24 protein-coding genes are annotated in these 22,979 nt (G+C 42.0%); 7 read left to right on the plus strand and 17 right to left on the minus strand.

Annotation, left to right across the window (positions count from 1 at the left end):
* Positions 1–132: 132 nt before the first annotated feature.
* Together rpmA and rplU are read right to left on the minus strand one after the other, a co-directional pair.
* Entirely contained in the window at positions 133–387 is a 255-nt protein-coding gene (rpmA, locus tag L2748_RS01275; protein ID WP_012154114.1) for a 50S ribosomal protein L27, read from the minus strand.
* Positions 388–402: 15 nt separating this feature from the next.
* Positions 403–714, minus strand: coding sequence for a 50S ribosomal protein L21 (gene rplU / locus L2748_RS01280; protein WP_012154113.1), 312 nt, complete (start codon positions 712–714; stop codon positions 403–405).
* Between the two features lie 284 nt (positions 715–998).
* Here rplU and ispB point away from each other — a divergent pair, with 284 nt between their 5' ends.
* Positions 999–1,970 carry an octaprenyl diphosphate synthase gene (ispB, locus tag L2748_RS01285; protein WP_220778535.1) on the plus strand — a complete coding sequence of 324 codons (972 nt, stop codon included), beginning with the start codon at positions 999–1,001 and terminating at the stop codon, positions 1,968–1,970.
* A 74-nt stretch (positions 1,971–2,044) separates the two neighbouring features.
* Here the strand turns inward: ispB and mdh are convergent, their stop codons facing one another.
* Positions 2,045–2,980, minus strand: a complete 936-nt coding sequence (gene mdh / locus L2748_RS01290; RefSeq protein WP_220778536.1) for a malate dehydrogenase — start codon at positions 2,978–2,980, stop codon at positions 2,045–2,047.
* Between the two features lie 350 nt (positions 2,981–3,330).
* Between mdh and argR the strand changes: the two genes are divergently transcribed.
* Both argR and L2748_RS01300 read left to right on the plus strand, forming a co-directional pair.
* Positions 3,331–3,801: a transcriptional regulator ArgR gene (gene argR, locus L2748_RS01295; RefSeq protein WP_220778538.1), complete on the plus strand. Its 471-nt coding sequence runs from the start codon at positions 3,331–3,333 to the stop codon at positions 3,799–3,801.
* Between the two features lie 245 nt (positions 3,802–4,046).
* Positions 4,047–4,517: a cupin domain-containing protein gene (locus L2748_RS01300; protein ID WP_220778540.1), complete on the plus strand. Its 471-nt coding sequence runs from the start codon at positions 4,047–4,049 to the stop codon at positions 4,515–4,517.
* Between the two features lie 77 nt (positions 4,518–4,594).
* Here the strand turns inward: L2748_RS01300 and L2748_RS01305 are convergent, their stop codons facing one another.
* The 6 genes from L2748_RS01305 to L2748_RS01330 all read right to left on the minus strand — a co-directional run bounded on the left by L2748_RS01305 (position 4,595) and on the right by L2748_RS01330 (position 11,255).
* Positions 4,595–5,524, minus strand: coding sequence for a Dyp-type peroxidase (locus L2748_RS01305; RefSeq protein WP_220778542.1), 930 nt, complete (start codon positions 5,522–5,524; stop codon positions 4,595–4,597).
* 292 nt (positions 5,525–5,816) lie between these two features.
* The gene (locus L2748_RS01310) at positions 5,817–6,848 is read right to left on the minus strand and encodes an ABC transporter ATP-binding protein (RefSeq protein ID WP_220778544.1); all 1,032 of its coding nucleotides are present in this window, start codon (positions 6,846–6,848) and stop codon (positions 5,817–5,819) included.
* A gap of 1 nt (position 6,849) precedes the next feature.
* Positions 6,850–8,481 carry an ABC transporter permease gene (locus tag L2748_RS01315; RefSeq protein WP_220778546.1) on the minus strand — a complete coding sequence of 544 codons (1,632 nt, stop codon included), beginning with the start codon at positions 8,479–8,481 and terminating at the stop codon, positions 6,850–6,852.
* Positions 8,482–8,682: 201 nt separating this feature from the next.
* Positions 8,683–9,690: a Fe(3+) ABC transporter substrate-binding protein gene (locus L2748_RS01320; protein ID WP_220778550.1), complete on the minus strand. Its 1,008-nt coding sequence runs from the start codon at positions 9,688–9,690 to the stop codon at positions 8,683–8,685.
* 199 nt (positions 9,691–9,889) lie between these two features.
* Complete coding sequence (locus tag L2748_RS01325) at positions 9,890–10,486, minus strand: glutathione S-transferase (RefSeq protein ID WP_220778555.1); 597 nt, start codon at positions 10,484–10,486, stop codon at positions 9,890–9,892.
* A gap of 19 nt (positions 10,487–10,505) precedes the next feature.
* The gene (locus L2748_RS01330) at positions 10,506–11,255 is read right to left on the minus strand and encodes a ferredoxin--NADP reductase (RefSeq protein WP_220778557.1); all 750 of its coding nucleotides are present in this window, start codon (positions 11,253–11,255) and stop codon (positions 10,506–10,508) included.
* Between the two features lie 399 nt (positions 11,256–11,654).
* Here L2748_RS01330 and L2748_RS01335 point away from each other — a divergent pair, with 399 nt between their 5' ends.
* The gene (locus L2748_RS01335) at positions 11,655–12,125 is read left to right on the plus strand and encodes a histidine phosphatase family protein (RefSeq protein ID WP_220778559.1); all 471 of its coding nucleotides are present in this window, start codon (positions 11,655–11,657) and stop codon (positions 12,123–12,125) included.
* Between the two features lie 238 nt (positions 12,126–12,363).
* Positions 12,364–12,561 carry a hypothetical protein gene (locus tag L2748_RS01340; protein WP_220778561.1) on the plus strand — a complete coding sequence of 66 codons (198 nt, stop codon included), beginning with the start codon at positions 12,364–12,366 and terminating at the stop codon, positions 12,559–12,561.
* On the opposite strand, the gene L2748_RS01345 is transcribed toward L2748_RS01340, so the two are convergent.
* Complete coding sequence (locus L2748_RS01345) at positions 12,558–12,821, minus strand: hypothetical protein (protein ID WP_220778562.1); 264 nt, start codon at positions 12,819–12,821, stop codon at positions 12,558–12,560. The genes L2748_RS01340 and L2748_RS01345 overlap by 4 nt on opposite strands.
* 139 nt (positions 12,822–12,960) lie before the next feature.
* The gene (locus L2748_RS01350) at positions 12,961–14,745 is read right to left on the minus strand and encodes an ABCB family ABC transporter ATP-binding protein/permease (RefSeq protein WP_220778563.1); all 1,785 of its coding nucleotides are present in this window, start codon (positions 14,743–14,745) and stop codon (positions 12,961–12,963) included.
* Between the two features lie 341 nt (positions 14,746–15,086).
* Between L2748_RS01350 and L2748_RS01355 the strand changes: the two genes are divergently transcribed.
* On the plus strand, positions 15,087–15,263 hold the full coding sequence (locus tag L2748_RS01355; RefSeq protein ID WP_220778564.1) for a hypothetical protein: 177 nt from the start codon (positions 15,087–15,089) through the stop codon (positions 15,261–15,263).
* Between the two features lie 49 nt (positions 15,264–15,312).
* Here the strand turns inward: L2748_RS01355 and aroG are convergent, their stop codons facing one another.
* The 5 genes from aroG to L2748_RS01380 form a co-directional block, all read right to left on the minus strand.
* Positions 15,313–16,368: a 3-deoxy-7-phosphoheptulonate synthase AroG gene (gene aroG / locus L2748_RS01360; RefSeq protein ID WP_220778565.1), complete on the minus strand. Its 1,056-nt coding sequence runs from the start codon at positions 16,366–16,368 to the stop codon at positions 15,313–15,315.
* A 429-nt stretch (positions 16,369–16,797) separates the two neighbouring features.
* Complete coding sequence (locus L2748_RS01365) at positions 16,798–17,964, minus strand: tetratricopeptide repeat protein (RefSeq protein WP_246616056.1); 1,167 nt, start codon at positions 17,962–17,964, stop codon at positions 16,798–16,800.
* A gap of 190 nt (positions 17,965–18,154) precedes the next feature.
* Entirely contained in the window at positions 18,155–18,460 is a 306-nt protein-coding gene (locus tag L2748_RS01370) for a hypothetical protein (RefSeq protein ID WP_220778699.1), read from the minus strand.
* A gap of 193 nt (positions 18,461–18,653) precedes the next feature.
* On the minus strand, positions 18,654–19,904 hold the full coding sequence (locus L2748_RS01375) for an ammonium transporter (RefSeq protein WP_220778570.1): 1,251 nt from the start codon (positions 19,902–19,904) through the stop codon (positions 18,654–18,656).
* A gap of 12 nt (positions 19,905–19,916) precedes the next feature.
* Positions 19,917–20,255: a P-II family nitrogen regulator gene (locus tag L2748_RS01380; RefSeq protein WP_220778571.1), complete on the minus strand. Its 339-nt coding sequence runs from the start codon at positions 20,253–20,255 to the stop codon at positions 19,917–19,919.
* Positions 20,256–20,532: 277 nt separating this feature from the next.
* On the opposite strand from L2748_RS01380, the gene L2748_RS01385 reads away from it, so the two are divergent.
* Positions 20,533–21,075 carry a hydrolase gene (locus L2748_RS01385; RefSeq protein ID WP_220778573.1) on the plus strand — a complete coding sequence of 181 codons (543 nt, stop codon included), beginning with the start codon at positions 20,533–20,535 and terminating at the stop codon, positions 21,073–21,075.
* 435 nt (positions 21,076–21,510) lie between these two features.
* On the opposite strand, the gene nrfA is transcribed toward L2748_RS01385, so the two are convergent.
* Positions 21,511–22,914, minus strand: coding sequence for an ammonia-forming nitrite reductase cytochrome c552 subunit (nrfA, locus tag L2748_RS01390; protein ID WP_220778575.1), 1,404 nt, complete (start codon positions 22,912–22,914; stop codon positions 21,511–21,513).
* Positions 22,915–22,979 lie beyond the last annotated feature (65 nt).

A 22,979-nucleotide genomic window follows, 5' to 3' on the forward strand; every position in this document is an offset into this window, starting at 1 on the left:
CTCCTGGCACCACAGAATGAAAGAATTATACTCTTAACGATTCTAGTCGCCAAAACACAATTTACTTAATTTAAAAAAAACAAAGCCCCACCAATGGCGGGGCTTATATTAATTATTAGCTTAAGCTAAAAATTAATCTTCGATGCTGATGAACTTACGGTTCTGTGGACCTTTAACTTCAAACTTCACTTTACCATCGGTAAGAGCGAATAAAGTGTGGTCACGACCGATACCAACATTAACACCAGCGTGGAATTTAGTACCACGTTGACGAACGATGATGTTACCAGCTAGAACTGATTCACCGCCGAAGCGCTTTACACCAAGACGTTTACTTTCTGAATCGCGGCCGTTACGAGTAGAACCGCCAGCTTTTTTATGTGCCATGAGTTATTCTCCTAATTAAGCGTTGATAGCTGTAATTTTAACTTCGGTGAACCACTGACGGTGGCCCATTTTCTTATCGTGGTGCTTACGACGACGGAACTTAACAATAGTTACCTTGTCTGCACGGCCGTGGCTGATTACTTCAGCAACAACCTTACCACCTTCAACTAAAGGTGCACCTACGTGTACAGTTTCACCATCAGCAACCAAAAGAACTTGGTCAAATTCGATAGTTTCGCCTGTAGCAACTTCTAATTTCTCTAAACGAACTGTATGGCCGGCTTCAACGCGATGTTGCTTGCCGCCACTTTGAAAAACAGCGTACATAGCTATTTTACTCCGATATTCTAACACGCCGCTCAAAACATATATGTTTGATGCAGGGGTGCTATAAAAGCTTTAATGACAATGGTCGCGGAGTTTACGCTAAGAACTGGCTGCTGACAAGTCTTAATTAACTTAGAATAAAAAAAGACCCAAATAACTCTCACAATTACTTACAACTGCTGTCTTGTACCGTAAATTTAGGTAGAATCCAATTATTATAACATTTAAGCCTTAATTGAGCTGCAATGTTAATCTGCAGCCAACAAAAGAACTAGAGCCTACTTATGGATTTAAACGCCATTCGTCAATTGACTGATAGCGATATGCAAGCTGTCAATCAACTGATCTATAAACAACTAGAGTCAGATGTCGCCCTAATTAATCAACTTGGGTTCTACATTATTAACGGTGGCGGTAAACGCTTACGACCTCTGCTGTCTATTCTAGCAGCTCGTGCTATCGACTATAAAGGTGATTCTCACCTAAAATTAGCAGCAATTATCGAATTTATTCACACAGCCTCTCTTTTACATGATGATGTTGTTGATGAATCAATGCTGCGTCGTGGCAGAGAAACTGCCAATGCACTATTTGGCAATAGCGCCAGTGTATTAGTGGGAGACTTCTTATATACCCGTTCTTTCCAGATGATGACTGAATTAAAGTCGATGGAAGTACTAGAAATTCTCGCTGACGCAACCAACGTACTTGCTGAAGGTGAAGTCTTACAATTAATGAATTGTAAAGACCCTGACACCACAGAAGACAGCTACATGCGTGTCATCTACTGCAAAACAGCAAAACTGTTTGAGGCAGCGACTCGCTTAGCAGGCCTGTTAGCTGATAGCCCAATAGAAGTACAAACCGCACTCGCTGATTACGGTAAATACTTAGGCACTGCATTCCAGTTAACCGATGACTTACTTGATTACACAGCTGAAACTGAAGAGTTAGGTAAAAACATTGGTGATGACCTTGCTGAAGGTAAGCCTACTCTGCCGCTAATTTTTGCAATGGCAAATGGTAGCGATGCCGAAAAAGCATTAATCCGTGAAGCGATTGAAAAAGGCGATGGCACTGAGCACATCGAGACAATTCTTGCAGCTCTTAAAAATTGTGGTGCGCTTGAGTATACCGAGCAGCGCGCAATTGAAGAGTCTGAAAAAGCCATTGCGGCGCTTTCTATCATTCCAGACTCAGACTACAAGACTGCGTTAATCTCACTGGCAATGATTGCAACGCAGCGTAGCAATTAACTCTGCGAATAATTGTGATGAACCTATAAACAAAAAGGGAGCCTCAAGGCTCCCTTTTTAATTTCGCAATCGCATTACTTAACGAAATCGATACCAAGTTGAATATCTGCTTGCAGTGTATCTAGCATCGCATCACGTGCGTTTGCTTCAAATGCACTCACTTCGCCGTAAGCTAATACTTCTTCTACGCCATTTTTACCTAGTACAACAGGTTGTGCGAAGAATTCAGCATGTTCACTGCCACCGTCAACGTAAGCGCACTCAACAACGTTTGCTTCACCTTGCAAGCCGCGAACCAAAGACAGACCAAAACGACATGCTGCTTGACCCATAGATAGAGTCGCGCTACCGCCACCGGCTTTAGCTTCAACAACTTCTGTACCCGCATTCTGGATACGAGTCGTCAATGCAGCAACTTCTGCGTCAGTAAAGCTTACGCCTTCGACTTGAGAAAGTAGCGGCAAGATAGTCACGCCGCTGTGACCACCAATAACAGGTACTTTAACGTCAACAACGTTCAAACCTTTAGCTTCAGCAACAAAGGTTTCAGAACGAATCACATCAAGAGTCGTGACACCGAATAAACGGTTTTTGTCATAAACACCTGCTTTTTTAAGCACTTCAGCAGCAATCGCTACCGTTGTGTTTACAGGGTTAGTAATAATACCGATCAGTGCCTTAGGGCTAGTCGCAGCACACTTTTCAACAAGGTTACGTACGATACCGGCATTAATATTAAATAGATCTGAGCGGTCCATGCCAGGTTTACGCGCAACACCTGCAGAGATAAGCACAACATCAGCACCTTCTAGTGCAGCAGTAGGATCTTCACCAGCGAAACCTTTCACTTCAACCGCCGTTGGGATGTGGCTAAGGTCAACCGCAACACCAGGTGTAACAGGTGCGATATCATATAGCGACAGTTTAGAACCCGCAGGTAATTGAGTTTTTAACAGTAGGGCAAGCGCTTGGCCAATACCACCAGCAGCTCCAAGTACAGCAACTTTCATAATTATCTCCGTCAATTCTCGGATTTTTGTGATTTAGATCCATTTTCCCGATGCCGCAACAGTACTGGATTCACAAATAAAATTCAATTATCCCTTAGTCGTGTTCAGCATAATCTAGAACGCTAATATACAGACCACTATGCTGAAATCGAGTAAACATGCTATGTACAGACAATTAAACCAATTAAATTAGCATGATAAAAATTAGAATAATCATTCTAACTTAAATAGCGTTTTCAGGTAACTTGAATCTCAATTGCATTTTTATTCAGAAAAACGAATAGATATTGACAAAAAAACCGAAAATAATCATTATGAGGCAGATTTTTTTGAATAAAGAATAACAAGATATGCAAGCAAGCAAAAACCAAGACGATTTAGTTAAGACTTTCAAATCTATTCTAAAAGAAGAGAGATTTGGCTCACAAAGCGAAATTGTTATCGCGCTTCAGGCTGAAGGCTTTAGCAATATCAACCAATCAAAAGTATCTCGCATGCTGAGTAAATTTGGTGCAGTGAGAACCCGCAATGCTAAGCAAGAGATGGTTTATTGCCTACCTGCTGAATTAGGCGTACCAACGGCCGGTAGCCCGCTTAAGAACTTAGTACTCGATGTTGACCACAATCAGGCTATGATTGTGGTTAGAACTAGCCCAGGTGCCGCTCAGCTAATTGCACGCTTACTCGATTCAATAGGTAAGCCAGAAGGCATACTCGGCACCATCGCTGGCGATGATACGATTTTCATCTGTCCATCGAGTATTCACAATGTTGAAGACACGCTAGAAACAGTTAAGTCGCTATTTAATTACGCTGACTAAAACATTTAAGTTGCGATTTAATGCCATGCCTTTGCATGGCATTTTTGTTTCTGCTCACCATTAATTCTTCTATAACCCAATAAATACCTAGCCCTCCCCCAGATGTAGTTACTCAGGATGTAATTGAGCTTTAGGTAGCCAGACGCCCATCAGTATCTTTTATACAATATATTGCATAGTATCTTTTTTCTTAGCCACTAATAGTGATAGTCTTGCTTTACAGTATTGTGAGTCGAGAGTGGATGATGAACAAAAGTAAAATAATAAATATCAACGATATATGCTGGGAATCTTGGCAGCACGAAGATCAATATGCCAGTGAGCAAAAACACATTGGTGACACCGCTGGCGGTGAAAAAATAGGTGTCACAATGGAGCGTTTAGCGCCAGGCAAATCTTCAGCCGTTGCCCACTATCATACCAAAGAAGAAGAACACATCTATGCGATGCATGGTGAAGCGACTCTATACATTGATGGCGAGCCTCACCCCTTTAGTCAGGGGGAATATATCTGCTTTAACGCCGATACCGGGATCTCTCACAAATTGGTCAACCATAGTGAGCAAGATTTTGTGTTTCTCGTAGTAGGCAATCGCGATATACACGATGTGGTCGTCTACCCTGAAAACAATAAAGTATTAGTAAAATCTGTCAATGAAGTTTATGCCCGTCGCCCAACTAACTACTGGGATAAAGACGAAGATAATAATTCGTAACTCATATTCCGTGACTGAGCGCCACAAAAAAACGCACCTTATATCGGTGCGTTTTTGTCTAAATCATTGTCTGGCTTCTATGCGTTAATCATAAAATCCAAAGACGGAGCGAAGAATGACGATCCCGTTAATGCTTGAGTAAAGTGCATTAGGTGATCGTGATTGCCTTCGCTATCACCATGAACCATGCTTTCCAGCATTTTTTCAAAGTTGACAGAGTTACGACAAGTGGAAATAAACATCAGCCCCTGCTCTTTAACCGAGCCATAAGGCATACTTTGCCTTAAGATCTCCATCGACTTACCTTCGCTATCTTTAAGGTTAACCCGCTTGATATGGCTGGTTAATGGCTTGTCTGCAGACGCATACTCAATATTATCAGCTTTAGTACGACCAATAACGTCTTCTTGCTTTTTAACTGGCAAACGATTCCACTTACTTAAATTATGAGCAAACTTTTGCACATGAATATAACTGCCACCTTTAAAGCGACTATCTTCTTCGCCAATCAGCGCCACTTCTTGACGACTACGACCTTTAGGGTTTTCAGTACCATCAACAAAACCGGTTAAGTCGCGTGCGTCCATAAATCTAAAGCCACGTTCTTCATCAACCAGCTCAACGAGACCTTCAAACATCTGGTTAACTTCATTAGCCACCAAATGCAGAATATCAAAACGATCACAACGGATATGAACAAACAAATCGTATTCGATAGCAGGCGCATCACGAGTACCTTTGTTCATTGCAGGGAAAGGCTTTAGCTGCTCAGGTCGAGCACTTGGGTATAGTGTGTCCCAATAGTTAGCGCCAATGGCCACAAAGCCATTAAATGCACTATCAGAGTATTGATCGGCTAATTCATAAATATATTGAGCTACGTTCGCCACGCAAGGTCGCATATCAGACTCAACACTGTCGTTAGCATTAAACATTAAATAGACACTGTGCAAGTTCCCTTCTGCACATACTCCAAGCTGTTCACGCGGCATAACCTGACTATCCATTATTTTAAGTAACCCTTTTGCTGAATTTAATTTCGGCAACATTATGTACAACTTTAGTCATTAATATCATTAACTGACGCACAATAACTAGAATTAAAACAGAAATGTTGGTTGTGACGCAGATTTAGGCAAAGGCCAACTAGATCAAGATCGCAAAATATATGACCTTCACCTCTACATAGAGGTCGGTTATGCACCCAGTCATCTTTGCAGCCTAAGCCATTTGCTTGATCATTACCTTATACTGTTAAGTTAAAGCCAAGCTTAACCCACACGTATATCTTACACAGTCTTATGAAAACAAGACCAAATTGTGATTCTGGTAGCTTATATCGACCCGCTCACCAACTGCAAAATCAAGTTCGGTACTATGCACATCTAATACGTTTTGCCCGACCTGAACTTGATATTGGCAGATATTGCCAAGAAAACGTCGCTCAAGGATCTCTCCCGCCCCATTAGTAATCGCAGATAAATGTATATGTTGCGGCCTTAACAGGAGCTGGGCCTCGCTTCCTGCAGCAAGATCCAATGGCTTATTACTGACAATTTGACCAATCGAGGTCTCAACAGTATGGCTATCGATGATCTGCGCCGTTAAATAGTTCGCAGTACCCAGAAAATCTGCAACGTATCGGTCAGAAGGTGCCGAATATAAGTTTTCAGCATTACCGCACTGCACAATACGCCCTTCATTAAACAAGGCCAATTTATCGGCGAACACAAACGCTTCATCTTTACTGTGAGTAACAAATACCGCACTAACATTATGCTTTTTAAGGATCTCTCTGATCTCTAACATCATCTCTTTACGCACTTTAGCGTCGATATTAGAAAACGGTTCATCAAGTAATAACACCTCTGGTTCGTAGGCCAAAGCTCTTGCTATCGATACTCGCTGCTGTTGACCACCCGATAATTCATGAGGATAACGCTTAGCTAAGCCTTCTAGCTTAACCAAGGTTAACATTTCTTGTAGCCTTGCTTTCCTTAGTGTTATGTCACGACTTTTAAGACCAAAGAGAATATTCTCAGCAACAGTAAGATGCGGGAATAATGCGTAATCTTGAAAAATCATCCCTACGCCGCGTTGCTCACTGGCAATAAACTGATGCTTATCGGCAACGACTCTATTGTTAATGGCGATTGAACCTTGGCTAATTGCCTGCAGCCCGGCTATTGCACGTAATAAGGTTGTCTTACCGCAACCACTCGGGCCAAGCAGTGCAACGATTTCGCCCTTCTCAACAGTAAGATCTAAGCCTTTTAAAATCACTTGCCCTTGATAGTCACTAAACACTTGTTGTATTGCTAATGTCGCCATATTAATTATCTTGCTCCAAGGAACGATTCAGATAGATAAGCGGAATTAGGCCTACTAGCACAATCACAATTGCCGCCAAGGCCCCGTGCTCAAGTTGCTCATCCGATACAAACTGATATACATAAGTCGCTAAGTTTTCAAAGCCTATTGGCCTAAGCAACAAGGCAGCAGGCAACTCTTTCATACACTCAATGAAAACTAACAATAGCCCTGCAAAAATGCCTTTTCTAAGTAAAGGAATATGTACCAAACGCAACAAGTTCATAGGCTTTAAGCCCATGGTTATACCTGCCATATCAAGCGATGGTGAAATGCGTTTATAACTATTCTCAATACTGCCAATGGCTATTGCCGCAAAGCGAATACAAAATGCGCACACAATAATAAAACTGCTTCCGGTTAAGATTAACCCCGGCCCCTGAACACCAAAGTACACAGCAATATCGTCAATCGCGAAATCAATTATGGTAAAAGGCACTAAAATACCTATCGCTAGCACAGTACCGGGTAATGCGTACCCCGTTGAAGCTAGCCGAGAGGGCAATATATCTGCCCGTCTTGGGCTAATACGGCGAATAAACATTAATACAATGCCAATGCCGACACAGATAAGACTCGCTAATAACGAGATCCATAAACTATTAAAGCTGTACTCAAAAAACTTAGCGTTCCAACTTTCAGCAAAATAGCCGTAAGCATATTGCAGTAAAATAACAAAAGGCAGCAGAAAGGCTAATGTTAATAACAGGGTGCAATATCCCGTAGCCAGGTACGCTTTAACGCCTGTTAGCGAATAGGTATCCAACTCCCCTGGAGTTGACTGCTTTTGAAATAGCTTTTGCTTACGCCTTGCAAACCGCTCAAAGCCCACCATTGCAAAAATCACCAACAGCATAATGGTTGAAAGCTTAGCTGCTGCGGTCAAACTACCGTACTCAAACCAAGTGTCGTAAACCGCAGTGGTTAGGGTTGGCACAGCAAAATAGCTCACTGTGGCAAAATCAGCAGCGGTTTCCATTGCCACTAATGCAGCACCGACGGCTAACGCCGGACGAGCCATTGGCAAACTTAAGCGCCAAAAACTCTTCCAAGGCCCACAGCCCATCACGCGTGTCGCTTGGGTTAAACTGGCTGACTGCTCCATAAAAGCAGTTCTTGCTAACAGATAAATATAAGGAAATAACACCAGCGCTAACATGATAGCTGCGCCGCCTAAAGAGCGAACCTCTGGAAAGTAATAGTCTTGCGGCGTTTGCCAAGCAAAAAAGTGACGCAAACCTCGCTGCACAGGACCGGCATAATCAAGTAAATCAGTATAAACATATGCCACAACGTAAGCAGGCATAGCCAGTGGCAGTAGTAACGCCCATTGAAATACACGTCTGCCTGGAAAGTGACATTTGGCAACAAGCCAAGCGGCAGGGATCGCAATAACAAGAGAACCGATAACCACCCAAAACATCAACCATAAACTATTGCTGATGTACGTTGGCAGTACGGTATTAAAAAGGTGGGGAAACACTGATTCATCAGGCATTAGTGACTGCCCAATTAGTGCAATAAGCGGCATAACAATCAAGAATGCCAAGGTGTAACTCGTGACAGACCAGCCTCTGGCTAAGCCTAGAACCATAATATTAACTACCTAAGTATACGGGACAATTTATTGTTAGATACCATTATCGTTATAAACAAGAAAACCTATCTTATTGCCATCAGCATAAGATAGGTTCAATGACGTTTCATTGGCAATAACATATTACTAGCTTATAGCCAGTTGGGCGTAGTCTACGCCGGATACGTTAGCCTAACCTTAAACAAATTTATCATTAAGTTACAGATCAAACTTCACTTCATCGAGTAATTTAATCGCTGCACTATGATATTCAGCTAACTTATAGATAGGTAAATCATCAGTTTTAAACTCGCCCCAAGAAGCAACTAGCTTCGATGGTGCTACATCCGCTTTAACTGGGTATTCAAAATTAACTTCAGCATAGGTTTGCTGCGCTTTATCACCCGACAAGTATTCCATCAATTTAAGCGCTGACTCTTGATTCTTAGAGTATTTAGCTAAAGCCATACCAGAGACATTGATATGCGAACCGCGGTTATCTTGGTTAGGGAAGTTAATTTCTATCGCATCAGCCCAAACCTTTTGCTTTGGGTCTTGTATCATTTTCCCGAGGTAATAGCTGTTACCAATAGCAAGATCACAAAGACCTTCGCTAACCGCTTTAACTTGCGCTCTATCATTGCCTTGTGGTTTACGTGCTAGATTAGCTTTCCAGCCCTCTAACCAAGTTTTGGTCTCTTGCTCACCATGATGCGCAATCATCGATGCCACCAGTGAAACGTTATATGGATGCTTACCACTGCGGGTACAGATTTTGCCTTTGTATTTCGGGTCAGCTAAATCTTCATAATTAATATCAAGCTTGCCGAGTCTGTCTTTTGAAGAATAAATATTTCGTACACGCATCGTTAGTGCGTACCACTCATCATCTGGCGAGCGATATTTAGCAGGAATATTTTGTTGTAGGACGTCACTTTTAGCAGGTACAACTAAATCTTTTTCAACCAACTCCATTAGTCGATAAAAATCGGATGTTAGTACAATGTCAGCTTTAGATAAGCGACCTTCACGCATCATGCGCTCAGCAATACCTTTCTTTGAAAATACCACATCAACACCAATACCTGTTTCTTTGGTAAAGTCCGCTAAGATAGGTTCGATAAGAAAAGCTTGGCGATAGGAGTATACGGTTAAATTTTCTGCAGCATTCGCGATTGATGCAAAACAGGCAAAGCCCATCACAGCTAAACTCTTTATTACTTTCATTACTTCTCTCCCTTGAACAATATCGAACAACTTTGATTGATAGTGATAACAATTCTCAATTGCACAAAGGGTAATCAAAACTGACCTTAACAGCAAGTATTTGTGAGCGATTTATGTAAACAATTTAACTAAGCCTAACATCAGTAAACGCTTAACTTATATGTAATTATCACGCTCATTTTAGGAGGGAAACATCGGCTTAATTAGGGCGGCTTTGGCTAAATAGCAACTGCATTGATACTTGCTCATGCCATAAATCGAGTGCTGGAACCAAGTTTCGCCAAGCAAGTTGCGGATGACGAAAGTCCAAGTAATCCAATAAACAAACTAACAAAACCTGTTGCGCGGTGAGTTGTTGATAATGCACTAAGCCTAATTGCTCAACTTGTTTAAGCCCTCTCAATAAGGCCTGTTCAAATCTGGCGGTCCAAAAATCAGAACGCAAGCCTTCATTGTCTCGCACCTGCTCTTGCCTCAGGGCTACTGCACTATCTAACATGCCTTTTAAAAGTGAAAAGTGACATTGATTGGTCCAGTTGTCATATTGGCCACCAAATAGTGCAGCATCACCATATTTATCATCGATAAAGCGCATAATCACTTCGCTGTCGTATAGTGAAGACCCATCATTTAAACTTAAACAAGGCACTTTACCAAGCGGGTTGCTACGTAGGAATTCTTCCTCATTGGCAAAAGGATCAACGATCACCTCTTCGATACCTGAAACCTTATAGTATTGAATAAAAATCCGCACACAGCGGGCATAAGGTGAGGCATCTGAATAGAACAATTTCATGGTTAAACATCTCCTTTGCTTACCAATATTTCTCAACGGTGATCTGCCCGGGTGCACGGCGTAAGTTCTTAGCAAGACCGCGGTCTTTAAGTACTTCTTGTGCGTGGCTAATCATGTCAGGGTTACCGCATAGCATGACTTGCGACTCTGCGGCAGTTAAATTTAAACCGACTTTTGCTTCTAGCTCGCCGCTGATAATTGCATCAGGGATCCTGGCAGTAAGTGCACCGTCTAAAGACTCTCTAGTCACAGACAGTACCAACTTAAATTGTTCTGGGTAAGTTTGCTCAAAGCGCTTAAGGTGTTCAAGGTAGGCTAAGTCTTCAATATGGCGAACGCCATAGACCATGACGAGCTTGTCATAGGATTGCCAAGGTTCAGGCGTATCCATAATAGAGATAAAAGGACCCACTGCGGTTCCAGTGGCGAGAAACCACAAATGTTTACCCTTGAGTTCATCTTTGGGTAACTCATCAAGCGTCATAAAACCTGTCGCTTTGGTGGCAACATCAATACTGTCGCCAATATTAAGCTGCTGCAGGTTTGGGGACAACTGACCTTCATCAACCGCTACCGCTAAAACCTCAATATAATCACATCCCGGAGGGTTAACCAATGAGTAAGCTCGCCCAACTCTTTTATCATCAACCACCCGGCTCAGTTTAATAAACTGCCCAGCAATAAAATCGCCAATGTCGACTTTGATTCTCAGTGAAAATAGCTTATCACTCCAGTCGATCCTTTCAATGACCTTGCCTTCTATCCACATAGCATACCCCTAATCAATTTGTTCTCACTCCAAGCATTAAGCCAGAGTTAAGTAAAATGGGTAACGACCCGCTTTGATAAACCCAATAGTTTTATCTGAGCCTGAATCGCAACTAACCGCTACCAAAGGAAATTAAAGCTGTAAATCAGCATAAGCTTTTATTTCAATTTCAGAAAGCCTAATCTAATAACGAATCGTTAAATATCATCTAACTTGAGTTAAGCTAAACATTGTCAGCGTCAGGAAAACAGAGGTTTACCTATGCACCTAGAAAAAATACCGACTATCCCCAAGCGCTTGCAATTCACCCTTCTGGTTATTTTATTTAGCCTAATAAGCAGCTTTAGCCCGCTCGCTTTAAGCCAACCATCACAGCCAAATCGTTGTGACAAGCCCGCGATGAAAACACTTGTCGTCATTCGTCATGCTGAAAAACACCAAGACGGCAGCAAAGATCCGAAGTTAAGTGCTTTGGGAGAACAAAGAGCGCAAGCGCTAATCAAAGCATTATCAGGGCTACCTGTATCGCAACTCATTGCATCTAACTACCAAAGAACTCAACTCACGCTGGCGCCATTAGCCGAGCACCTACAATTGCCTATCATAATCGCTACGACAGAGTCTGGTATTGACTCTCATATTGCCCAAATCGTCGCTCTGGTTAATCAAAGCAAGGGCAATGCCGTTATCGCAGCTCACTCCAACACTGTTCCCTTGATAATTGAATCATTCGGCGGACCGAGAAATATAAAAATAGAGGAAGAGGAATATGGTGGGCTTTATCAGCTTGTTATCTGTAAAGACGACAAAACCAATTTACTTAAAACGCACTTTGGTGAACCCAGTGCACAGAAAAAGCGTGATATGTGAGGCGCATCACTGTAGAATAAGATTTAACCCAGATGACGTTAGTTCACCAATTGTTGTTTAAACAATTAACTATGCGTTAGCGAGACAAGAGCAAGCCAACCAAAGCCGATGCCTTTTCTACACAAATACATACCGACAAATAGTCTACATATAATGCTAAAACAGGCACCAGCCAGTAAAGCCATTAGACTAAATCATCTCAATTTAGTAGCGTTGCAATCTCAGAAGGCTGAGTAAAATGAACAGTTTAGACATATCACCTAAGCAAAAAGCTCTGTCTAAGAGCTGCAATAGTTGTGAGCGTATGACGGTAATCGAAGGAGAGTTTATCTGCTTTAGAGAGGGCCAGATAACCAGCTTAACGCCGATGAAAAAGCCCTCTTTAAAATCTAGCCTGATTTGTGATGGCTGGAAAATAGGTAAAATAAACTTTTAAGCGCTTAACATCCCGGCATAGTCTCTAGCTGAAAATTTAGGCTCATATAACAAGCCTTGTAACTGTGCTTCAGGCGTTGCTTTAGCAAGACTTAGCCCTCGGGTCGTGACTCGCATACCGGCACACAATTCAAAATACACAACTTCAAGCTCATCAGTTTCTAACCCACGTTTTTTAAGGGTGGCCATAATTGCGAGCCAATCTGTATTCACTTTACTGTCTTGCCCTTCAATCTGAGCTCGTATAGGTATATTTTTCATCGTCACCTTCTTTGCATGCACTACCCTTTAAGTTTTAGCGATTATATCCTTACCAATCTGAACCTATGCTGAACTCTAAATAAACTTAACCTAAACTAGGTCATTAATTTCAATCGATATCAGCAAAACAGCGTTATACTCAAAAATCAGCAGATTCTTGCTGCGCATACCACAACTTACAATACAACCCATTCGCTGCTAATAACTCATTGTGGCTGCCCGCCTCAACCACTTTTCCCTTGCTTAGCACTATAATCTTATCTGCATCGATAACGGTTGAAAGTCGATGAGCTATCACCAGACTAGTGTGGCCTTTAGCCACCTCTTTAAGCGCCGTCAAAATCGCTTGTTCCGATCGACTATCCAGAGAAGATGTCGCTTCATCAAATACTAATATAGGCGATTTCTTCAAGATTGCCCTTGCTATGGCAACGCGTTGCTTCTCGCCGCCTGATAACTTTAAGCCACGTTCGCCAACTTTGGTTGCACCGCCCTCGGGTAAGCTCTCGATAAATTGACTTAGATGCGCCATTTGTATTGCAGCGCTAATCTCTTCATCTGTCGCAGATGGACGGCCATAACGGATATTCTCAATTAACGTATCGTTAAACAACACAGTATCTTGCGGCACTATCGCTATCGCCTGCCTAAGGGTATTCTGGCTGACATCACGAATATCATGACCATCAATACATATACGGCCACCCACCACATCATAAAAACGAAATAGCAGTTTCACCAAAGTAGACTTACCAGCGCCACTATCGCCAACTATCGCGACTTTCTGACCTGCTTCCACCGTCAAACTAACTCCCTTTAATATCTCTCGAGAGTCATAGCTGAATACCACATTTTCAAAAGAGACCGAGCCTTGTGTTAGTGGCTTATCGTACGCATCGCTGGCATCTTGTATTAATGGCGTTTTATCCAGTAAAGCAAACATGCGTTCAATATTGGCAAATGCACCCCGGATCTCGCGATACACAAAGCCCAGAAAGTTGAGCGGGATAAACAACTGCATCATAAATGCATTGATTAATACAAAGTCACCAATTGTCATCACGCCGCTTGCCACATCAGCTGCAGCCATGCCAAGCATCAATGTCATTGCCACTGCAATAATACAAGCTTGGCCCGCATTTAGCGCAAACAGTGACAAACGGTTTTTACGCTTTGCATCTTCCCACTGCGCCAAAGCAACATCATATTGCTTAGCTTCATGTTGCTCATTATTGAAGTATTTGACCGTTTCGTAGTTAAGCAAACTGTCTATTGCTCGTGTATTTGATATTGAGTCTGCTTTTGCTGCATCGCGCACATACCCAGTACGCCATTCGGTAGCCACAACAGAAAAAGCACCGTAGGCAATCACCGCCAGCAAAGTCACACCAGCAAACTCATAGCCGTAGTTATAAAATAAAATCCCCACCACCAAAACAATCTCAAGCATAGTCGGTACGATGTTGAACACCATAAAGCGCATTAAGAAGCTCATGCCGCTGATGCCACGCTCTATATCACGCGATAGGCCGCCAGTTCTCCGCTCTAAATGGAATGCCATATCTAGACGATGTAAATGCTCAAACACCGCCATACCTAAACGTCTAATCGCCCGTTCAGTAACGCGACCAAATAGGGTATCTCTAATTTCAGAAATAATAGTATTAAGCAGTCGAATACAGCCGTAGGCAATCACCAAGGAAATAGGGACTGATACCAGCTTGGCTGTTGATGCTGTCGATAGACCATCAACCAGCGCCTTAAGCACAAATGGCAAGCCCACACTGGCAAGTTTAGCAATCACTAAGCAAAGTAATGCCAAGCCGACTCTTTGCTTAAACTCAAGCAAATATGGCCACAGCATTCGTAACACTTTCCAGTTAAGCTTACCTATTGGTCCATCGAAGTATAAAGAGGGGCGCATTTTTTATTCCAATCAATAGAAATGATAATAATGTTTATTTCTATTTTAATCACAATAGGTTAACCAGTATTTAGGTATTATACGAGATTATGATTTGTAGATTAAAAGTTAACAAACACTTGCTAGAGACCACTTAATCGTACTACTTTAGGCGAAATGTAGAGGATGAAAACTCTTAAACTGGGCTGACATGCACACTTTTTAGCAATTTTATTCCAAGTGATGCAAATTGTGTTAACCCAAAGAAAAGAATTTGATACCCTCTGCCCGACAAAATCAAAAGTGAACAAGTTAGAAGAGTCCATTGACTCTTTTCAAGTTACTATAAAAAGGATGCAAATATGCTTGACTCATCCAAGCCCAACTATCCCCCCTTGCCACTCATCCAAACATGGATATGGATGATGACCCAATCTGGAAATCCTGAAATTCAGGAAAAGGGACAAAACAATCTTATTGCTTCTTTTGGCAGCCTAGCTAAGGCTAACGAATATCTATTAGAACAAGATAATAAATAAACTAATTGCATAAAAAAAGGAGGCTTATCGCCTCCCTTTTCATCAATATTTAAACTTTCCGACGTTCAATAATACTGTTATTCATCACAGCTAATAAACGTTCAGTATCTGACCAACCGATACATGCATCAGTCACACTTTGACCGTAACATAAAGACTGCCCTTCAACATGATCTTGCCGCCCTTCAATTAAGTTACTTTCAACCATCACGCCAAAAATAGCCGTTTCACCACCGGCAACTTGTGCTGCAACATCATCAGCAACTAACATTTGACGCTCAAACTGCTTACTGCTGTTAGCATGACTAAAATCAATCATAATATTTCTGTCTAAGCCTGCTTTATCAAGCTGCTGGTTTATCTCTGCTACATGACCAGCGCTGTAATTAGGCTCCTTGCCACCACGTAAAATAATATGGCAATCAGGGTTACCCTTAGTCTCTACAATGGCTGAATGACCGAACTTAGTCACAGATAAAAAATGGTGTGGTGCGCTTGCCGCACCAATCGCATCAATCGCAACTTTAATCGTACCGTCAGTACCATTTTTAAACCCTACAGGGCTTGATAAACCGGAGGCCAATTCGCGATGAACTTGAGACTCTGTTGTGCGCGCACCAATCGCGCCCCAACACATTAAGTCTGCAACATACTGTGGGGTGATCATATCTAAGAACTCACCTGCCGTTGGCAAACCAATATCATTAAGATCCAACAGTAATTTACGCGCGGTACGCAAACCATCATTAAGCTTAAAGCTGTTGTCCATGTAAGGATCATTAATTAAGCCTTTCCAGCCAACTGTTGTGCGCGGCTTTTCAAAATAGACTCGCATAACAATCTCTAATTGATCTTTATATTGCTCTCTTAATTCAACGAGGCGCTTACCGTATTCAAGCGCTGCAATAGGATCGTGGATAGAACATGGACCAATAACCACCAACAGGCGATCTTCTTTCTTTGCGAGGATATTATGAATGCTTTCACGGGCGTTAAATACGGTCGCTGATGCGTTCTCTGTTGCAGGAAATCGCTCCAAAATAGCAATAGGAGGCAACAATTCTTTTATTTTACTAATTCGAACATCATCATTTTGGTAATACATGGTAATACTTAGCTCCGTCTAGCCTATGAATACAGATCTCTCAATTGCGATACTGCATTCAATTTATCCAGTATGAAGCTTAAATGCAATCAAGTTATGATTATTAAACAATAATATTTATAATGCATTGTTTAATAACAACATAAAAATCATTTACCTGTATAAAACTCTTATTTTAAGCGGGAACTAAAGGGATATAACGATAGATTTTATTTCGTACATACAAATTTTCTCACGTAAACTTCTTCTAATACATTAGACTAAAACTAAACTTGAATTTATTTCACCGAGATTAGATAAGCAGAACTGCTTATCCATTAAAAGATAAGCTTGTTTTAATGTGAGCAATCCGCAATTATTTAGATCAGATAGCCCCACGTATGTTTATATTAATAACTACACAGCCTCACAAGCGATAAATGTGCTCCACTAATGACTTGCCATGGCATGTAACTTAGCTTGGTAGCGTTGCTTATTCTTACTGTCCTTAGTCAGTGAAAGCGCTTTTTTTAAATGTTTCTCCGCAAGCCGTTCATCACCAATAACCCAGTAAGTACGTGAAAGACCAAAATAGAATTCATGACGATAATCAGCCTTAGCAATCGCACGTTTATACCAACTTAGTGCATCTTGATATTCTCGTTCCAAATAAGCTTGTTGTGCCATTCCATAGTAATAATAAGGGTTACGTATACGTGCTAACTCTAACACCTTGTGCACCTCAGCCCATTCATCAAGTCTATTTTGAACAGACAACATAATGGCGTAGTTATTGAGTGCATTCATATCTTCAGGACTAACCATTAGTGCGTAACGATAAAGGGCTTCAGCTTGTGTATCTAAGCCTTTATAACGGTATAACACCGCTAAGGTGTTTAATGCAGGTAAAAACTGGTTCTGCTCAGCCAGTGCGAGCTTAAGTAATCCATAAGCACGATCATAATTGCCGACAATCAACGCCTCGGCAGCGAGGTTGTTATAGAACATAGAGGTGACAGTCGACTTATTAATTCTTTGGGTACTGTACCCTTGCATTGCACGCTCAGGTAGAAAATCAATTTGAATTGAGCGAGTAGAAATATTAAAGACATTACTTTTATCAGCAGGAAGTAGCTTTAAATTGATATGACCATTAACTAAATAAAAGCCTCCTTGCCTATCCCAAATAGGGGGAATACCAATATCTTGATATTCTACTTTTACATCAACCGCCTCAGCTAAAGCTGCTGTTAACACCACTAAAGACAAGCAGTTTCCTTGACGATCGTTGAAAGTCTCACTCGCGGTTCGGGTAAGGTTGTCGGCATAACGGAAACCGCCATCAGTCGCATTGATATAGTCGGCAAGCCACTCGTGCATCATTTTTTTTGGCTGGTGAAGAGGGCTTTGTGAACGCTTCAATTCTCGCTTTAAATCAACAAGCGCTTGTTCAGGTAATGTAAATATATCTTCAGGTGTAGGTAAGGTGGTTACCGCGGTAAAATGCTCATCATGAAAATAAGTATTTAGATCCACATCTTGTGTGGATGTTTTACTCGCACAGCCTCCAATAAAGCTACTTAGCAATAAAGTTAACATCAAAATAGGTCTAATCATCACACCCTCAACACAAAGGATACTTACAATAAGCATATGTCATAGGTATGAACTTGATAAAAAAAAGCGTTACAAAATACGATACCCCTTATCTAAAGCGACGACTCACAGCGATATTCTGCAGCTAAATCAACTAAAAGACTGTTGAGAAGCGAATACTGCGATAGCAATTTAACAGTAAAGCGAGCGGCTAATTAGTCGCTGGATTGGGTGGGTCGATTTGAATAAACACATCTTGGTTTTGATACTGGTAAGGTCGGTAAAATAAGCCTTGGCAGGAAAAATACTGATAGGGTGTCGGCATAGCAATACAACCCAAAGGTAGGCTCTGTAAAATCTGTAATTGTTGCTGAAAGCGCAGGGCTTCGCGCCATTGGTGCAGCTTTTGCACTTCATCTCGAACAGCAAATGCATCAAAAGGCTCACTGGATTTACGCACTACAACTTGGCCTGCACTAGCCATACTTGTCGTTATTATTAGGCCGATCAAGCCCATACTTCTAAATAACTGCTTGAGCACTTTCATCGTATTGCCCCTTGATACATAAAAGCCGTTGTTTCAATCCTACTTTCGAAACAGCTATCAATCCAGTCTACTCTAGCGTCAATAAAACACCTAGGCCACTGAAAGCAAACTGAGAGACAAAAACAGAGCCGCAGCTCTGTTTTATAGGAGGGACTTAGTGCTATCAGCTTGAGCTTTTAATCGACACAAACTCAGGGTAAGCATCAATACCACAGTCTGAAGCGTCCATACCGTTATACTCTTCTTCTGCAGTCACACGGATCCCCATAGTCACTTTCAGTACTAACCATACCGCCGATGACGCCAAGAATACCCAAGTGAAAATCACGCCAGCACCAAATAATTGAGTTAACAATGATGCTTCAGCATTAGAAACAGGGACTAAAATTAAGCCTAGTAATCCCGCCACACCATGCACTGAAATCGCACCGACTGGGTCATCAATTTTAACACGGTCAAAAGCAACAATAGAGAACACCACTAAACCGCCAGCAACGATACCGATAACGCCCGCCATAACTAAAGAAGGAGACAAAGGATCAGCGGTAATCGCCACTAAGCCAGCCAATGCACCATTTAAAATCATGGTTAAATCGGCTTTGCCCCATATTAGACGGCAAACAATTAACGCCGAAATAGCTCCAAATGCCGCAGCTGAGTTGGTATTAACAAAAATCTTAGCAACCGCACTGGCATTTTCAGCGTCAGAAACCAGCAACTGCGAGCCTCCGTTAAAGCCAAACCAACCCATCCATAAAATAAACATACCTAAGGTCGCCATGGGCAAGTTAGAGCCGGGAATAGGGTTAACTTGACCATTTGCGCCATATTTACCCTTACGAGCACCAAGTAATAACACCCCAGATATCGCCGCAGCCGCACCCGCCATGTGCACAATACCGCTACCAGCAAAGTCAACAAAACCCGCTTGAGCTAAGAATCCGCCTCCCCAAGTCCAGTAACCTTCAACCGGATAAATAACTGCAGTCATAAATACAGAAAAAGTTAAGAATGCCCATAACTTCATACGCTCAGCTACCGCGCCCGATACAATCGACATTGCAGTTGCAACAAACACGACCTGGAAGAAGAAATCAGATTCAAGAGCATGGTCAGCCCCTTCCGCTTGCGAGCCAATAAGCGCGCCGAGTGAAGGCAACCAGCCACCTTCAGTATTATCGACGTACATAATGTTGTAACCAACCAGTAGAAACATTACGCAGGCAATAGAATATAAACAGACATTTTTAGTCAAAATCTCGGTGGTGTTTTTAGACCTCACCAAACCTGCTTCTAACATGGCAAAACCAGCAGCCATCCACATTACCAAGGCACCTGAGATCAAAAAGTAAAATGTATCTAGGGCAAAGCGCAACTCTGTTACCGTGAGGCCTAACTTAGTTAAATCATCCATATGCTTATCCCCTTAAAGTGCATCGTTGTCGAATTCGCCGGTACGAATACGGATTGCTTGCTCTAAATCGGTGACAAAAATCTTACCGTCACCAATTTTTCCTGTTCGAGCTGCGTCCGTAATTGCCTCTAAAAGCATCTCTAGACGATCTGATTTAATGGCGATTTCTAATTTTACTTTCGGTAGAAAATCGACTTGATACTCAGCGCCACGATAAAGCTCGGTATGGCCTTTTTGGCGACCAAAACCTTTTACTTCTGTGACCGTCATTCCCTCAATACCGACACCGGCAAGGGCTTCGCGTACATCGTCTAATTTAAATGGTTTAATAATTGCGCTAACCAATTTCATGACTTTCTCCCAAGTTTTATTCTTTGTTTGCACAAACATAATTCAAACATCAAGCCATGTTTTTTAGCTGTTAATATTCAGCATCTTAGCTAACAACAACGAATTTGAGTTGAATATAAATGCACCATTTAAGTGCATTTAGTCAGTAGCTGCACAAATTTAACGCAGCATAATTTAACGACTCGCTCACCGATGCATTAGACCTATTTCTAATTGGTCTTATCATCACAGTGGGTTTTACTGGCAGCTGTCCATACTCACGTTAAAAGAGTAAAAAATGCTAAAAGCTGAAGAATGTGTTTTGGTGATTGTTGATGTGCAAGGCAAGCTGGCTAAGGTTGTGCGTCAAAGTGAGCAGTTACAGCATAAGCTGCATACACTGGTGAAAGCCGCGCAGTTATTTGATATGCCAATACTGTGGCTAGAACAGATCCCAGAGAAATTAGGTGCAACCACAGAAGAGATCGCCAACATACTAAAGCAATCTACTACGCCTATCGCTAAACAGCATTTTAGTGGTTGGCAGGCTGAGGCGTTTCAACAGCAACTAAAGGCTCTTGGGACAAAGCAGGTTATCTTGGCTGGGGTTGAAACCCATGTTTGCGTGTATCAAACCTGTCGAGACCTGCTCGACAATGGTTATCAAACGCATATTGTTGTCGATGCTATGTCTTCGAGGACAGAGGCAAACAAACAATCTGGAATTGCGATGATGCAGCAACATGGCGCCCTCATAACCAATGTTGAGTCACTATTATTTGAACTACAACATCAAGCCCAAGGTGAGCGTTTTAACGCTCTGCTAAAACTGATTAAGTGACTAGCCTTACAAGTAAAAGATCCACCTTCTGAAGAAGGTGGCTTTGATATAACTCCCTAAAAGAGAGCTTTCCTACCGTGCGTTTACAAGACGCCGTAAATATATCCCTATAGGCTCTACTAAATCATCCCTGATTTAGAAGCTTGTACCGCACTATTAGCAAAGCTCACGTATCACTTGAGTTAATCAGCTATGTTTAAATGAACTTATAAGCCGTGTATCGCATGGATGCGATAAGCGAGCCTCCATGGAAGGAACCTCGGCGTGCTTATAAGTCGTTAAACATAGCCTTACTCCGCAATGCCATTGAACGTACTTCAGGCAAAGCCTAATTAATGATAACCACCTACTGAAGTAGGTGGTTTAGGGCCAAAAACAAAAAGCCCTCAAATGAGGGCTTTTACATTACACATTAATCAAAGTGTTTAATCAGACTTACTTGTAAGTCGCTTCACGCTTTTCAGCTTCAGCATCCCACTTAGGTAGAACAGTCTTCTTAAATTCAGCTTTATCAGCGTTCATCTTCTTCATGTCCATACCAAGAGCTGCTTGTGCTTTCGCTTTAGTAGAGATATCTGGAAGTGCTACTGGCTGAGGTACACCTTTCTTAGCAAGAAGTTGCGCTAGCTTAACGCGAGCATCAGCAGCCTTGTTTAGCGCAGTACCAAGTACACGTAACGCTTCATCTGGAGCATGAGATGCTACACCATGAGAAGCAATTGCATAATCCCAGCGCCATTGACCGTGACGGATATCCAATAAGATTGGCGCCATTTCAGCTTCAGTTGCGCCTGCTTTCCACGCAGCGCCAGCTTCGAAGTGAGCTCTAACTAACTGCTCTTCTGCTTGTAGTTGGATCTGCTTAACCTTAGCTTTACGCTCGTTATCTAGGTTAACCATAAACTCTTTGCTTTGCTCATGACAGCTACCACAAGTTTCTTCGAAACGATCGAATGGGTTACCCACTTTGTGATCGGTAAACTTACGACCTTCAGCACTCTTAACTTTAGGCATGTGACAATCAGTACAACTTACATTGTTCTTACCGTGCATACCTAGCTGCCAAGTTTCATAACCTGGGTGCTGTGCTTTTAGCATAGGCGTTTTAGATACTGCGTGAGTCCAATCTGCGAAGTCGATAGCATCATAATATGCTTCCATATCTTCAACTGTTGTACCCTTGTCCCATGGGAACTTAACGTAACCTTTCTTATCAGCAGTCTTTTCAAAGTAGTACTCTACGTGACACTGACCACAAACCATAGATTGCTTATCTTTGCGAGACGCTTCATCGAATGGTGTGCCAATTGCTTCCATTGCGCGTTCAGCGTATGGACGAGAAATACGTAGCTTAGACTTACCTTTTTCGTGACAGTCAGAACAACCGATAGAGTTAACGATTTCTGCACCGCCTTTAGACCACTTACCACTGAAGTAGCCATCTTCACCCTGCTCTTCGATCATGCGAGGTACGTCAGGGCTCTTACAAGACCAACATGCCATTGGCATAGGGCCATCTTCAGCCGTTTTTGGTGCGCCTGTACGTAGCGTATTACGTAAATCAGTTACCGCATAAACATGGCCACGCGCCTTGTTATAATCTTTAGCAAAGCCGTAACCAGCCCAAAGGATTACTAGGTTTGGATCTTGCTCTAGCGCATCAATGATCTCAACACTTTCAGAAGTGTCATGCCAAGTTTTATACTGGTTAGAAAATTTATCTTTATAAACTTCGTTACGAGGTTCAGTTTTATCACTTGCAAATGCACTACCAGCCATTAAGCTTGCAGCAACAATTGCACTCAGTGCAAAAGACTTCTTAGTTAATGTTTTCACCATCTCATCTCCATGTTACTTTTATAATCTTTATATAGTCCCACCTAATTCAAGATTGAAGTTAATCA

The organism is Shewanella sairae (assembly GCF_023283535.1).
Taxonomy (GTDB): domain Bacteria; phylum Pseudomonadota; class Gammaproteobacteria; order Enterobacterales; family Shewanellaceae; genus Shewanella; species Shewanella sairae.